Raw genomic sequence first — 14,266 nt, 5'->3', positions numbered from 1 at the left:
CCACGATGGAACGCTGGCAGATGCGGCCGGGGGGCGCAATCCGCCCATCGCCCGGCTTTCCCCGCCGACCGGCGGGTAACCAACCGCCGACCGGCCCCCCGCGCCCGCCCTGCGGGCCCGGGTGGCCGGGACGCCCCGGAAGGGACGCGGGGAACGGCGCGAACGGCCACGACGCACGCGCGCGGGCCGGGGCGCGCAGGGCCCGGGGGCCGCTCACGGGCGCGGCCCCCGGCGGGCGGGCTCAGCCGGCGAGGACCTCGCGGAGCCGGCCCAGGCCCCAGTCCAGGTCGTCCTTGCTGATGGTCAGCGGCGGCGCGATCCTGATCGTGGAGCCGTGCGTGTCCTTCACGAGCACGCCCTCGGCCATCAGCCGCTCGGAGATCTCCCGGCCGGTGCCGAGCGCCGGGTCGATGTCCACCCCGGCCCACAGCCCCCGGCCGCGGACGCCGGTGACCTTCCCGTCGGCCGTCAGCGCGGCCAGCTCCTGGTGGAGGTGCTCGCCCAGCTCCGCCGCCCGCTCCTGGAACTCGCCGGTGCGCAGCATCGCCAGCACCTCCAGGGCCACCGCGCAGGCCAGGGGATTGCCGCCGAAGGTCGAGCCGTGCTCGCCGGGCCGGAAGACGCCGAGCACCTCGCGGGACGAGACGACGGCCGACACCGGCACCACGCCGCCGCCCAGGGCCTTGCCCAGGACGTACATGTCCGGCACGACGTCCTCGTGCTCGGCGGCGAAGGTCCGCCCGGTGCGGCCCAGGCCCGACTGGATCTCGTCCAGGATGAACAGCACGTTCCGCGCCCGGGTCAGCTCACGCGCCCCGGCCAGGTAGCCCGGCGGCGGCACCAGCACCCCGGCCTCGCCCTGGATGGGCTCCAGCAGGACGGCGACGGTGTCGTCGTCCACCGCCGCCTCCAGGGCGGCCAGGTCGCCGTAGGGGACGATCTCGAAGCCGGGTGTGTAGGGGCCGTAGTCGGCCCGCGCCTCGGGGTCGGTGGAGAAGCTGACGATCGTCGTCGTGCGGCCGTGGAAGTTGTCCGCCGCGACGACGATCTTGGCCTGGCCGTCCGGCACGCCCTTGATCCGGTAGCCCCACTTGCGGGCGGTCTTCACCGCCGTCTCGACGGCCTCGGCCCCGGTGTTCATGGGCAGCACCGCCTCCATGCCGCACAGCTCGGCGAGCTGCACGCAGAAGTCGGCGAAGCGGTCGTGGTGGAAGGCGCGGGAGGTGAGGGTGAGCCGGTCGAGCTGGGCCCGGGCGGCGGCGATCAGCCGGGGGTTGCCGTGACCGAAGTTGAGGGCCGAGTACCCGGCCAGCATGTCGAGGTACCGGCGGCCCTCGACGTCGGTCATCCAGGCGCCCTCGGCGGAGGCGACGACGACGGGCAGGGGGTGGTAGTTGTGCGCGCTGTGGGCGTCGGCGGTGGCGATCAACTCGGGTGAAGTGGGCATCGCACGCTCCGTTCGTCGGTACGTCCGGCCGGGTGGGCCGGACACAGCCATTTCTATCGCCGCCCGAAGGATTTCCGCCCGTTCTTTGCCGAACCGACCTCCGTCCGTCCACCGCGCGCGGAGTCCGCGTAGCCCGCCCGTTTCCGGACGGGGGAACTCCGCGATCAGGCCCCGCGCTCTGCGAGAATGGCCCGCATGGCTATCGATCGTCCGCGCGCGCTGTCCGGTATCCAGCCCACCGCCGGGTCCTTCCACCTCGGCAACTACCTGGGTGCCGTCCGTCAGTGGGTGGCCCTGCAGGAGACCCACGACGCCTTCTACATGGTCGTCGACCTGCACGCGATCACCGTGCCGCAGGACCCGAAGGACCTGCGGGCCTCGACCCGGCTCGCCGCCGCCCAGCTCCTGGCCGCCGGCCTCGACCCGGACCGCTGCACCCTCTTCGTCCAGAGCCACGTCCCCGAGCACGCGCAGCTCGGCTGGGTCATGAACTGCCTCACCGGCTTCGGCGAGGCCTCCCGGATGACGCAGTTCAAGGACAAGTCCGCCAAGCAGGGCGCCGAGGGCACGACGGTCGGCCTGTTCACGTACCCGGTCCTCCAGGTCGCCGACATCCTGCTCTACCAGGCCGACCAGGTGCCCGTCGGCGAGGACCAGCGCCAGCACATCGAGCTGACGCGCGACCTGGCCGAGCGGTTCAACGGGCGCTTCGGCCGGACGTTCACCGTCCCCGCCCCGTACATCCTCAAGGAGACGGCGAAGATCTACGACCTCCAGGACCCGTCGGTCAAGATGAGCAAGTCGGCGTCCTCGCCGAAGGGCATCATCTCGCTGCTCGACGAGCCCAAGGTCACCGCGAAGAAGATCAGGAGCGCCGTGACGGACACCGGCACCGAGATCCGCTACGACCCGGAGAACAAGCCGGGCGTCAGCAACCTGCTCAGCATCTACTCGACGCTCACCACCACCCCCGTCGCCGAACTGGAGCAGCGGTTCGAGGGCAAGGGATACGGCGCCCTGAAGACCGAGCTCGCCGAGATCGTCACGGACTGGGTGACGCCGTTCCGCGACCGGACGCAGGAATACCTGGGCGACCCCGAGACGCTGGACTCGCTCCTGGCCAAGGGAGCCGAGAAGGCCCGGGCCGTCGCCGCGGAGACGCTCGCCGCGGCTTATGACAAAGTGGGCTTCCTGCCCGCGAAGCACTGAGAAGCCCAGAAGAACGACGCAATACCCGAATGGCGCGGAAGCCCTGAAACCGGACAGCGGGCCGCAGGGCGCCGGGCCACGGCGACAGCAGGAGGGAGACGACGTGGGGACCGTCACGGTCGGCGTGTCGATCGCGGTCCCGGAGCCGTACGGCAGCATGCTCCAGCAGCAGCGCGCCGGCTTCGGAGACCACGCGGCCCACAGCATCCCCACGCACATCACCCTGCTGCCACCCACGGAGGTCGAGGCGGCCGACCGACCGGTCATCGAGGGTCACCTCGCCTCCGTCGCCGCCGCCGGGCAGCCCTTTCCGCTGAAGCTGTCCGGCACGGACACCTTCCGTCCCCTCTCCCCCGTCGTCTTCGTGCGGCTGACCGAGGGCGCGGCGTCCTGCGCGGGCCTCCAGGAGCGGGTTCGCGCCCCCGAGGGGCCGCTCGCCCGCGAGCTGAACTTCCCGTACCACCCGCACGTGACCATCGCGCACGGCATCGACGAGGCCGCCATGGACCGCGCGCAGGAGGAGCTCGCCGACTTCGAGGCCGCCTGGCTGATCACCGGCTTCGCGCTCTACGAGCGGGGCGTGGACGACGGCGTGTGGCGGCTGATCCGGGAGTTCCGCTTCCCCGGCAGACCGCCCCTGCCCTCCGTCCCACAGCAGGGGATGTCACGTCCGGCGGCCCCGGCGCCCTAGCGCAGGGGCCGCCGCCCTGTGCGCGGCCGGGTTCCCGCCCTGTCCCCGCCCCGCCTGTCGGGGGGTGCGGAAAAACGTTCCCGGGGTACAACGGGTTGATGGATTGGCTGACCCGACTGCCCGTCATCGGTCCCCTCGTCCAGCGGCTGATGCGCACCCACCTGTGGAACACCTACGAGCGCCTGGAGACGACGCACTGGACGCGGCTCGCCGCCGCGATCACCTTCATCAGCTTCCTGGCCCTGTTCCCGATGATCGCCCTCGGGGCCGCGATCGCCGCCGCGTTCCTCAGCCAGGAGCAGATCGACACCGCCCAGGACTGGCTGGCCGACCAGGTGCCCGGCATCTCGGACCAGATCGGCATCCAGTCCTTCGTCGACAACGCCGCAGCCGTCGGCCTCGTCGCCGGCGTCCTGCTGCTGTTCACCGGGCTCGGCTGGGTGGGGTCGCTGCGCGAGTGCCTGCGCGAGGTCTGGCTGCTGCCGGACGAGGAGGTCAACTTCGTCCACGCGAAGCTGAAGGACCTGGCCATGCTCGCCGGGCTGGGCGGCGTCGTCGTGCTGTCGCTGGCGGGCTCCGCGTTCGCCGTCGGGGCCGTCGACTGGGCGGCGGACGCGCTCGACGTCGACCGTGGCGGGCCGGTGGGCTGGCTGCTGCGCACCGTCCCCGTGCTCGCGGCGATCGGCGTCGACTTCCTGCTGCTCTGCTACCTGCTGACCCGCGTCCCGGGCGTGCGCCCGGCCCGCCGCCCGCTGGTCACCGCCGCCCTCTTGGGCGCCGTCGGTTTCGAGCTGCTCAAGCTGCTGCTCGGCGGCTATCTGAAGGGCGTGGCGGCCAAGAACATGTACGGCACCTTCGGCATGCCGGTCGCCCTGCTGATCTGGATCAACCTGATGGCCAAGCTGCTGCTGTTCTGCGCCGCCTGGACGGCCGCGGACGGCGACGGCGACGACGGGGCCGCGGAACCGGGCGAGGACGGCGAGGAGAGCCGGGCGGCACCGGCCGAGGACCGGACGGCCTGACGCGCGCACCCGCGCCGCTCCGGGCCTCCGGGCCCGTCAGGCCCCCGGAGACGGCCGAGGGCCCGCGGCCTGACGGCTGCGGGCCCTCGGCGGCGCGCCTCGGTGACCGGCCGGCCGAAGCCGCCGGACGCGTCTCAGTGGAAGAAGTGGCGGGTGCCGGTGAGGTACATCGTCACCCCGGCCGCCCGGGCCGCCTCGATGACCGCCTCGTCCCGCACGGAGCCGCCCGGCTGGACGACGGCCCTGACGCCGGCGGCCGTCAGCACCTCCAGCCCGTCGGGGAACGGGAAGAAGGCGTCGGAGGCCGCGTAGGAACCGGCCGCCCGCTCCTCGCCCGCCCGCTGGACGGCGAGCCGGGCCGAGTCCACCCGGTTGACCTGGCCCATGCCGACGCCGACCGTGGCGCCGTCCCTGGCCAGCAGGATCGCGTTCGACTTCACCGCGCGGCAGGCCCGCCAGGCGAAGGCCAGCTCGGCCAGCTCCGCCTCGCCCAGCGCCTCACCGGTGGCCAGCGTCCAGCCCGCCGGGTCGTCGCCGTCCGCCTGGAGCCGGTCCTTGACCTGCAGCAGCGCGCCGCCCTCGATCGGCCGCAGCTCGGTGCGGGCGGCCGGGGCGGCCGGGCAGCGCAGCACGCGGATGTTCTTCTTCCGCGTCAGCACCTCCACCGCGCCGTCCTCGTACTCCGGCGCGACGACGACCTCGGTGAAGATCTCCGCGACCTGCTCGGCCATCGCCACCGACACCGGACGATTGACGGCGATGACGCCGCCGAAGGCCGACAGCGGGTCGCAGGCGTGCGCCTTGCGGTGTGCCTCCGCGACGTCCGCGCCGACGGCGATGCCGCACGGGTTGGCGTGCTTGATGATGGCCACGCAGGGCTCGGCGTGGTCGTGGGCGGCCCGGCGGGCGGCCTCGGTGTCCACGTAGTTGTTGTACGACATCTCCTTGCCGTGGAGCTGTTCGGCGGCGGCCAGCCCGCCCGAGCCGTCGGCGTACAGCGCGGCGCCCTGGTGCGGGTTCTCGCCGTAGCGCAGCACGCGGACGCGCTCGTGCGCCGAGCCCAGGAACACGGGGAACCGCTCGCCCTCACCCTCGGCCTCGTCGTCGGCGGTGTAGTCACCGGCGAACCAGCTCGCCACGGCGACGTCGTAGGACGCGGTGTGGGCGAAGGCCTCGGCGGCCAGCCGCTTGCGCTCGGCCAGCTCGAAACCGCCGTCCGCGGCGGCCTTCAGCACGTCCGCGTACCGCTCCGGGTTCACCACGACGGCGACCGAGGGGTGGTTCTTCGCCGCGGCGCGCACCATGGACGGGCCGCCGATGTCGATCTTCTCGACGCAGTCGTCGTCGGACACGCCCGAGGCGACCGTCTCGCGGAAGGGGTAGAGGTTCACCACGACCAGGTCGAAGGGCTCCACACCCAGTTCGGCGAGCTGCTCGCGGTGGCTCTCCAGCCGCCGGTCGGCCAGGATGCCCGCGTGCACCCGCGGGTGCAGCGTCTTGACCCGCCCGCCCAGGCACTCGGGGAAGCCGGTCAGCTCCTCGACCTTCGTGACCGGCACCCCGGCGTCGGCGATGCGCGCCGCCGTCGAACCGGTGGACACGAGCTGCACACCGGCCGCGTGCAGCCCGCGTGCCAGTTCCTCCAGACCCGTCTTGTCGTAGACGCTGACCAGCGCGCGGCGGATCGGCCGCTTCGTACCTTCGGCGGTCATGCCGGAATCCGTACCTTTCGTCCCTCAATGCTGTAGCCGTCGCGGGCGAGGCGTCCCACGACGTCAACGAGCAGGCGTCGCTCGATTTCCTTGATCCGCTCATGCAGAGCGGCACCGTCGTCGGCATGGTCCTCGTCCCGGACCTCGACCACGCCCTGGGCGATGATCGGGCCGGTGTCGACGCCGTCGTCGACGAAGTGGACCGTGCACCCGGTCACCTTCACGCCGTACGCGAGCGCGTCGCGCACGCCGTGGGCGCCGGGAAAGCTGGGCAGCAGGGCCGGATGCGTGTTGACGAACCGGCCCCCGAAGCGGGCCAGGAACTCCTGGCCCACGATGCGCATGAAGCCCGCGGAGACGACGAGGTCGGGCTCGAAGGCGGCGGTCGCCTCGGCCAGCGCCGCGTCCCACTCGGCCCGCGTCGCGTAGTCCTTCACCCGGCAGACGAAGGTCGGCAGGCCCGCGCGCTCGGCGCGCTCCAGCCCCGCGATGCCGCCGCGGTCCGCGCCGACAGCCACGACCTCGGCGCCGTACGCCTCGGGTCCGAGCCGCTCCACGGCGTCCAGAAGTGCCTGCAGGTTCGTACCGGAACCGGATACGAGCACCACAAGCCGGGCAGGGGACACAGCAGCAGCCACGACGAGGCTCTTTCTCGGTCTACTTCTCGGTCTGTTCGTTCGGTCCACGGTCTCGGCCGCGCTCTGGGCCGACGAAGACTTTGGTGCGATCGGACGAACGACGGAGGCGGAGGAATCCGGGGAACCCTACGAAGCGGCCGACCGGCAGCAACGATACCGGCACCGCTCCCCCACCCCCACGGGACCGGGGGCCGGGCAGCGGGTAGCGTCTGGCATACGGTTCCGTAACCTCCGCCTGGCCCACGGGTGGCGCAGCGGACGGACGAAGGGGAAGACACACACCACATGACGGAGCGACGCCGCGCCTTCCGCGACTCCGGACGGCCCGGGCAGCCCAGCGGGCCCGAGCAGGAGGACAACCCCTTCGCGCCCCCGCCCGAGGGCGCGCCCGACCAGCCCTGGCGTCCCCGCTACCCGCAGACCCCGCCCTCCGGCCCGGGCCCGGGCGCCGACCATGATTCCGGCTCGGGCTCGGGCTCCGACTCGGGCGCCGAGGGCCAGGACGGGAACGGCGACGACGAGTCCGCCCGCCGCAAGTGGGGCAGCCAGTGGAGCAGCCGCCAGCCCGGCCGTCAGAGCGGCGGCTTCGGCGGCCAGGGCGGCAACGGCTCCCAGGGCTCCGGCCCCGAGGGTCCGGGCGGCCGCCCGGACCTGCGCTGGGACCCGCGCGACCCCGCCCAGCGGCACGCCCGGTACGCGCTGCTCTCCGGCATGTGGGGCCTCTTCCTCGCGGCCTTCGGTCTCCTGCCCCTCGGCCTGCTGCTCGGCGCCCTCGGCCTGCACTGGGGCATCAGCGCCCTGCGCGGCGCCCCCGGCGTCAAGCGCGCGGAGGACGGGCAGCGCACCGCCGTCGCCGACCTCAACGGCTCCGCGGGCACCCCCGCCGACGACGAGCAGACCGGCCGCCGTGCCCTGACCCGGGCCGCCGTCCCCGGCGTCGTCCTCTCCTCGCTGGCCCTCCTCATCGTCGCCGGGACCTACACGTTCCAGCTCGTCAACAAGGACTACTACGACTGCGTGGAGGACGCCCTCACCACGGCGGCCCGCGAGCAGTGCGAGGACTTCCTCCCGGAGCCCTTCCGCGACAACAACCTCCTCGACATCACCCGCTGACTCACTGCGGACCCCCCGGGCCCGACTCAGGTGCGGCGGTGACGGCCGGGGCCCGGCGTGGGGCGCAGGGGGAGCTTCGGGCGGGTCCTCGGCGGCGATGTCAGCGGGGCCGCCGTGGCCGGTGGTGACGCGGCCGGTGGCGGCGCGGCCGGTGGGCCCGCGGCCGGTGGGCCCGCGGCCGGTGGCGAGGTCGGCTGGGGCGGAACGGGCGGCGGCTCCGGCCGCCAGCGGGGCTCGAAGTCGGGCATCAGCCCGCCGGACGCCTCCTTCAACGCGGCCCAGCGACTGTGCCGCGAGCCCCCCGAATGCCACTCGCTCTCGCCGCCGGCCTCCTGGGGCGGGGCCGGACGCAGCGACGCGCACCAGGTGACGCACCGCCGCCACAGCAGCGCGGCCGCCAGCAGCGGATGCGGGTCCCGCAGCCGCCACCAGCGCACGAGCAGCGCGGACGGGACCGACACGAGCCCCGTCCAGACCAGGGCCGCCCCGCCCGTCTGCCACCACGCCGGGCCGACGGAGGCCAGGGCCTCCCGGCCCAGCGGCCCCCCGGAGAGGGCCGCGAGGGCCGCGACCGCGAGCCCGCAGCCGAGGGCGCCCAGCCCCGCGGTGGCCGCCGTCCCCGGGCCCGTCGCGGCGCCGTGCCGGGTACCCGGAACGGGCACCCCCGCCCGGCCGACGCACCATCCCGCCCCCCAGCCCGCCGCGAGCGGCACCGCACCGGCCGCCACCCAGAGCAGCGGGCCGCCGTGCCCCTCCCCGGGGACGGCCGCGAGCAGGGGAAACGGCGGCAGGCCGGGCGGGGCCGTCGTCAGCACCGGGCCCGCCACACTGCCCGCGCCGAGCGTGAAGCCGGGGCCGAGCCCGTAGGCCGCGCCCCACACCGCGACGTTGGGCACCAGGGCGAGGCACAACAGCAGCACCGCGACCTGCCCCGACCAGCCGTCGGCCAGCCGGGCGAAGTCGTCCTGGACCGCACCGCCGCGCGCGAGCAGGGCCCCGGCGGCGAGCAGGGCCCCGCCCCCGCACAGCACCGCGACGCCCACCGCCGCGGCCCGCAGCGCGGCACCGGGGCGCGGGCCGTGCGGACCCCCGGCGAGCCCCGTCCAGCCCGGCGGGTGCAGCGCCGGCCGCCCCCGCGCCACCCAGCTGCCGGCGGTCAGCGTGGCCAGGGTGAGCAGCGGCACGTACAGGGCCGCGCTGAGCGGGTCGACGGACAGGGAGCCGCCCCGGGTGAACCACGCGGCCCCGGCGCCGACGGCCAGGTAGCCGGCGCACACGAGGCCGAGGGACCGCCGGTCCGCGCCCCCGGTGGCCCTGACCACGCGGTACAGCAGGAACACGGGCAACGCGGTGAGCAGCATGGGTGTCACCCCTAGGGGTGCCGCGGCGCCGCTGAGCGTGTCCGCGCGCACCAGATCCGCGCCGTGGGCCAGCAGCCACAGCGCGGCGGCGACCCGCAGCGCGCCGTACGGGCCGTCGTCCGGGTACGGGGAGAGGGTCCACAGAAGCAGCGCCGGCATGGCGACGGCCACCAGTCCGAAGGCGGCGGCGAGCGCCCCTTCGAGGACTCGCCCCACCCCCGGCCCGGCCGCACGGCCGACGTCCTGTTGCGTCATTCGGCTCACGCGGCCATGCTCCCAACAACACCCGTTTCGCTCGGGTAGCGGGCGAAAGTTCGTGGTGTCGCCCACTATGACGGTATGTACGTCGTCACAGAGGGTGGGCAGGGCGCATGAGCGCACCGCAGCGAGACCGGGCCGCCCAGCAGTTGGCACGGCAGCGCCGCCGGGCGGCGGCCCGCGCCCGCAAGCGGGAGGCGGCACGGCCGCCCGCGCAGCGCCACGAGCGGGGCGCGAGCGGCCGGGCCGCCTCCGGCCGCACGGCGGTCAGGCCGGAGCCGCCGGGGCCCGGTCCGAAGGAGTCCGCGCCGACGGAACCCGAGCCGACGGAACCCGCGGGGGAGGGGCCCGAGGGCTCCGGGTCCGGGGAGCCCGGGACGTCGGGGGCCGCGGCCGAGCCCCCGCCCGCCGCCGACGCCCCGGCCGGCGACACCGCTCCCGACGCCGATGCTCACCCGGCGCGCGGCTCCGGGCATGACGCCGGGCACGGCTCCGGGCACGGCTCCGACGCGCGGGCGGCGTTCGAGGCCCTCTACGAACGGCACGTCCACGCCCTCACCCGGCAGACGTACCTCCTCACCGGGCGGCGCAGGCTCGCCGAGTGGGCCGTCGGGCGTGCCTTCCACACCGCCTGGGAACGGTGGCCCGAGGTCGCCGTCGACCGTGATCCGGCCGGCTGGGTGCGGGCCGCCGCACACGAGCAGGCCCTCTCCCCCTGGCACTGGCTGCGGCCGAGGCTGGGCGCGGAGGAGGCCTATCCGGGGCTGCCCGAGGACGGGGTGATTCTGGAGGCGCTGCTCTCCCTGCCCACCGTGTACCGCCGGGTGCTGCTGCTCCACGACGGCGTCGGGCTCGGCCTCGCCGAGACGGCGGCCGAGACGGAGGCGAGCACCCCGGCCACGGCGAGCCGGCTGCGGCACGCGCGGGAGGCGCTGGCCGCGCGGCTGCCGGAGCTGGCGGCGGCCGACGTCGAGGCGCGCGGACCGCTCGTCTCCCGGCTGCTGCACCGGCTGGCGGCGGCCCAGCCCGTGCACAGCGCGCCGGCCCGCGACGTCCGCAGGTCCAGCGACCGGCTCACCTTCGGCCGCACCGCTGCGGCCTGCGTGCTGACGGCCCTCGTCGTCACCGCCACCTCGGTGGGCGTGGCGACGGCCGAGAGCGACAAACTGCTGCCCACGAGCCTGCCGACCGCCCTGCGGCACTTCACGGAATGACCCGTCCGGCGGGCGTACGAACGGGTCCGGGCCCGCCCCTCTGCGGGGCGGGCCCGGACCCGTTCAGGCGACGCGTCGCCCGGCGTGTCAGCCGCCGAGGATCTCGCGGGCGAGCCGCGCGGTCTCCGACGGGGTCTTGCCGACCTTCACACCGGCGGCCTCGAGGGCCTCCTTCTTCGCCTGGGCGGTGCCGGAGGAGCCGGAGACGATGGCGCCGGCGTGGCCCATGGTCTTGCCCTCGGGCGCGGTGAAGCCCGCGACGTAGCCGACGACCGGCTTGGAGACGTTGGCCTTGACGAAGTCGGCCGCACGCTCCTCGGCGTCACCGCCGATCTCACCGATCATGACGATGAGGTCGGTGTCCGGGTCGGCCTCGAACGCCTTGAGGGCGTCGATGTGGGTGGTGCCGATGATCGGGTCACCGCCGATGCCGACGCAGGTGGAGAAGCCGATGTCCCGCAGCTCGTACATCATCTGGTACGTCAGCGTGCCGGACTTCGAGACCAGGCCGATGCGGCCCGGCTTGGTGATGTCGGCCGGGATGATGCCCGCGTTGGACTGACCCGGCGTGATCAGGCCCGGGCAGTTCGGGCCGATGATGCGGGTCTTGTTGCCCTTCTTGCCGGCGTGGGCCCAGAAGGCGGCCGTGTCGTGCACCGCGATGCCCTCGGTGATCACCACGGCGAGCGGGATCTCGGCGTCGATGGCCTCGACGACCGCGCTCTTGGTGAACTTCTCCGGGACGAAGATGACGGTCACGTCGGCGCCGGTGGCCTCCATGGCCTCCTTGACCGTGCCGAAGACCGGGATCTCGCTCCCGTCGAAGTCGACGCTGGTGCCCGCCTTGCGCGGGTTGACACCGCCGACGATGTTGGTGCCGGAGGCCAGCATGCGCTTGGTGTGCTTCTGGCCCTCGGAGCCGGTCATCCCCTGGACGATGACCTTGCTTTCCTTGGTGAGGAAGATAGCCATGGTTCGGTTGTCCTCGTGTCCTTTGAGTCCTGGGGCCCGGATTACTTCGCGGCCAGCTCGGCGGCGCGGTCGGCGGCACCGTCCATGGTGTCGACCTGCTCCACCAGCGGGTGGTTGGCGTCGGTCAGGATCTTGCGACCGACCTCGGCGTTGTTGCCGTCCAGACGCACGACGAGCGGCTTGGTGACGTCCTCGCCCTTGGACTTGAGCAGCTCCAGGGCCTTGACGATGCCGTTCGCGACGGCGTCGCAGGCGGTGATGCCGCCGAAGACGTTGACGAAGACGGACTTGACGTCCGGGTCGCCCAGGATGATCTCCAGGCCGTTGGCCATGACCTCGGCGGAGGCACCGCCACCGATGTCGAGGAAGTTGGCCGGCTTGACGCCGGAGTGCTTCTCACCGGCGTAGGCGACGACGTCGAGGGTGCTCATGACGAGACCGGCGCCGTTGCCGATGATGCCGACCTGGCCCTCGAGCTTGACGTAGTTGAGGCCCTTGGCCTTGGCGGCGGCTTCGAGCGGGTTAGCCGCAGCCTTGTCCTCCAGGGCGGCGTGGTCGGGCTGGCGGAACTCGGCGTTGGCGTCCAGCGACACCTTGCCGTCCAGCGCGATGACCTTGCCGTCGGCGGTCTTGACCAGGGGGTTCACCTCGACGAGGAGGGCGTCCTCCTTGATGAAGACGTCCCACAGCCGCTGGAGCACGACCGCGACCTGGTCGACGAGCTCGGCCGGGAACTTGGCCGCCTCGGCGATCTCACGGGCCTTCGCCTCGCTCACACCGTCGATCGCGTCGACGGGGATCTTGGCCAGGGCCTCGGGCTTGGTGGCGGCGACCTCCTCGATGTCCACGCCGCCCTCGACGGAGGCCATGGCGAGGAAGGTGCGGTTGGTGCGGTCCAGCAGGAAGGAGACGTAGTACTCCTCCACGATGTCCGCGGTCTGGGCCAGCATCACCTTGTGGACCGTGTGGCCCTTGATGTCCATGCCCAGGATCTGGTTGGCCTTCTCCACGGCGTCCGCCGGGTCGGCGGCCAGCTTGACGCCACCGGCCTTGCCGCGGCCACCGGTCTTCACCTGTGCCTTGACGACCGCGCGACCGCCGAGTCGCTCGGCCACCTCGCGCGCCGCCTCAGGCGTGTCGATGACTTCACCGGCCAGCACCGGTACGTCATGCTTGGCGAAGAGGTCCCTCGCCTGGTACTCGAACAGGTCCACGCGCGTCCGTCCCTTAATCAGTTATCGCGGTTCGTTGTCAGCGTGGGCGTGCCGCGTGGCCGCGTGGGGCGGGGTACGCGGCATGTCCGTCTCGCAGGGTAGCCGTGTCCACTTGCGCTTCCTAAATCGCACGTCACACCGGCGCGGTGAGACGGGTCACAGCCCGGAAGGCCCGCGTGTGCCAGGGAGGCCCCCGGCGGCTACGCCGGGTCCGGCACCGGGAGCGGGTCCTTGCGGATGGCGGCGGCCATGACCTCCGGGAAGTGGTCCGGCGTGCAGGCGAACGCGGGCACGCCCAGCTCCGCCAGCGCCGCCGCGTGCGCGCGGTCGTACGCGGGCGCCCCCTCGTCGGAGAGGGCGAGAAGCGCGACGCACTGCACCCCTGCGGCCTTCATCGCGGCGACGCGGCGCAGCATCTCGTCGCGTATGCCTCCCTCGAACAGGTCACTGATGAGGACGAGGATCGTCTCCCCCGGTCGGGTGATCTTCGTCTGGCAGTAGGCCAGCGCCCGGTTGATGTCCGTGCCGCCGCCGAGCTGGGTGCCGAAGAGGACGTCCACCGGGTCGTCGAGCTCGTCCGTGAGATCCACCACCGAGGTGTCGAAGACCACGAGCCGGGTGTCCAGGGACCGCAGCGAGGCCAGCACGGCGCCGAACACGGACGCGTAGACCACCGAGGAGGCCATCGAACCGGACTGGTCGATGGCGAGGATGACGTCCTTCTTCACGGCCTGGGCGGCCCGCCCGTACCCGACGAGCCGCTCGGGGACGACGGTGCGGTGCTCCGGCAGGTAGTTCCGCAGGTTGGCGCGGATGGTGGCGTTCCAGTCGACGTCCCGGTGGCGGGGGCGGCTGATCCTCGCGGAACGGTCCAGCGCCCCGGTCAGCGTGGCGCGGGTGCGGGTGACGAGCCGGCGCTCCAGCTCGGCTACGACCTTCCGCGCGACGGCCCGGGCCGTCTCACGGCTCGTCTCGGGCAGGGCCTGGTTCAGCGAGAGCAGGGTGCCGACGAGGTGGACGTCGGGCTCGACGGCCTCCAGCATCTCCGGCTCCACCAGCATCGCGGCGAGCCCGAGCCGCTCGATCGCGTCCCGCTGCATGACCTGCACGACCGAACTGGGGAAGTACGTGCGGATGTCGCCGAGCCAGCGGGCGACCCGCGGCGCCGAGCCGCCCAGCCCCGCGCCACGGGCACCGCCCGCCGCGGCACCGGCGCCCGTCGCGCCACCGCCCGCCCCGTAGACGGCCGCGAGCGTGCGGTCCATCGCGGCGTCCTGGCCGCTCAGCTCGTGGCCGGTGCCCTCGGCCTCCCCCGCACCGCCGAGGACGAGCCGCCACCGGCGCAGCCGCTCGTCCGCCGGAGCCGGCGGGGCCACCGGAACGCCCGACTCAGGCGCCCCACCCTCCGGCGCCGC

General features: G+C 73.7%; 12 protein-coding genes. 5 read left to right on the top strand and 7 right to left on the bottom strand.

Translation table 11 applies throughout. The features are described 5' to 3' along the window. Positions 1-241: 241 nt before the first annotated feature. Positions 242-1,447, bottom strand: coding sequence for an ornithine--oxo-acid transaminase (rocD, locus tag O7609_RS15815; protein WP_269736328.1), 1,206 nt, complete (start codon positions 1,445-1,447; stop codon positions 242-244). A gap of 195 nt (positions 1,448-1,642) precedes the next feature. On the opposite strand from rocD, the gene trpS reads away from it, so the two are divergent. From trpS to O7609_RS15800, 3 genes are all read left to right on the top strand, one after another. Next, positions 1,643-2,656, top strand: a complete 1,014-nt coding sequence (trpS, locus tag O7609_RS15810) for a tryptophan--tRNA ligase (RefSeq protein WP_269736329.1) — start codon at positions 1,643-1,645, stop codon at positions 2,654-2,656. A gap of 103 nt (positions 2,657-2,759) precedes the next feature. Then, positions 2,760-3,347 (top strand): 2'-5' RNA ligase family protein, encoded by a 588-nt coding sequence (locus O7609_RS15805; RefSeq protein WP_269743747.1) that lies wholly within the window; start codon positions 2,760-2,762, stop codon positions 3,345-3,347. 98 nt (positions 3,348-3,445) lie between these two features. Beyond that, a complete protein-coding gene (locus O7609_RS15800; RefSeq protein WP_269743746.1) occupies positions 3,446-4,369 on the top strand; it encodes a YihY/virulence factor BrkB family protein in 924 nt (307 codons plus the stop codon). 134 nt (positions 4,370-4,503) lie between these two features. Here the strand turns inward: O7609_RS15800 and purH are convergent, their stop codons facing one another. Together purH and purN are read right to left on the bottom strand one after the other, a co-directional pair. Then, entirely contained in the window at positions 4,504-6,081 is a 1,578-nt protein-coding gene (purH, locus tag O7609_RS15795; protein ID WP_269743745.1) for a bifunctional phosphoribosylaminoimidazolecarboxamide formyltransferase/IMP cyclohydrolase, read from the bottom strand. Continuing rightward, positions 6,078-6,719 (bottom strand): phosphoribosylglycinamide formyltransferase, encoded by a 642-nt coding sequence (gene purN, locus O7609_RS15790; protein WP_269736333.1) that lies wholly within the window; start codon positions 6,717-6,719, stop codon positions 6,078-6,080. The genes purH and purN overlap by 4 nt, the downstream gene beginning before the upstream one ends. 285 nt (positions 6,720-7,004) lie before the next feature. Here purN and O7609_RS15785 point away from each other — a divergent pair, with 285 nt between their 5' ends. Further along, the gene (locus O7609_RS15785; RefSeq protein ID WP_269736334.1) at positions 7,005-7,832 is read left to right on the top strand and encodes a hypothetical protein; all 828 of its coding nucleotides are present in this window, start codon (positions 7,005-7,007) and stop codon (positions 7,830-7,832) included. A gap of 26 nt (positions 7,833-7,858) precedes the next feature. Here O7609_RS15785 and O7609_RS15780 read toward each other — a convergent pair whose 3' ends face one another. Then, positions 7,859-9,448, bottom strand: a complete 1,590-nt coding sequence (locus O7609_RS15780) for a cell division protein PerM (protein WP_269744363.1) — start codon at positions 9,446-9,448, stop codon at positions 7,859-7,861. A 116-nt stretch (positions 9,449-9,564) separates the two neighbouring features. Between O7609_RS15780 and O7609_RS15775 the strand changes: the two genes are divergently transcribed. Continuing rightward, the gene (locus O7609_RS15775; protein WP_269736335.1) at positions 9,565-10,665 is read left to right on the top strand and encodes an RNA polymerase sigma factor; all 1,101 of its coding nucleotides are present in this window, start codon (positions 9,565-9,567) and stop codon (positions 10,663-10,665) included. Between the two features lie 87 nt (positions 10,666-10,752). Here O7609_RS15775 and sucD read toward each other — a convergent pair whose 3' ends face one another. From sucD to O7609_RS15760, 3 genes are all read right to left on the bottom strand, one after another. After that, positions 10,753-11,637 (bottom strand): succinate--CoA ligase subunit alpha, encoded by an 885-nt coding sequence (gene sucD / locus O7609_RS15770; RefSeq protein WP_269736336.1) that lies wholly within the window; start codon positions 11,635-11,637, stop codon positions 10,753-10,755. A gap of 41 nt (positions 11,638-11,678) precedes the next feature. Then, the gene (gene sucC / locus O7609_RS15765) at positions 11,679-12,851 is read right to left on the bottom strand and encodes an ADP-forming succinate--CoA ligase subunit beta (protein ID WP_269743744.1); all 1,173 of its coding nucleotides are present in this window, start codon (positions 12,849-12,851) and stop codon (positions 11,679-11,681) included. 200 nt (positions 12,852-13,051) lie between these two features. Continuing rightward, complete coding sequence (locus tag O7609_RS15760) at positions 13,052-14,227, bottom strand: VWA domain-containing protein (RefSeq protein ID WP_269736338.1); 1,176 nt, start codon at positions 14,225-14,227, stop codon at positions 13,052-13,054. Positions 14,228-14,266: the final 39 nt, after the last annotated feature.

Origin of the sequence: Streptomyces sp. WMMC1477 (genome assembly GCF_027460245.1) — a bacterium.
In the GTDB taxonomy this organism is placed as follows: Bacteria; Actinomycetota; Actinomycetes; order Streptomycetales; family Streptomycetaceae; genus Streptomyces.
This window is presented reverse-complemented; position numbering and strand designations above follow the sequence as displayed.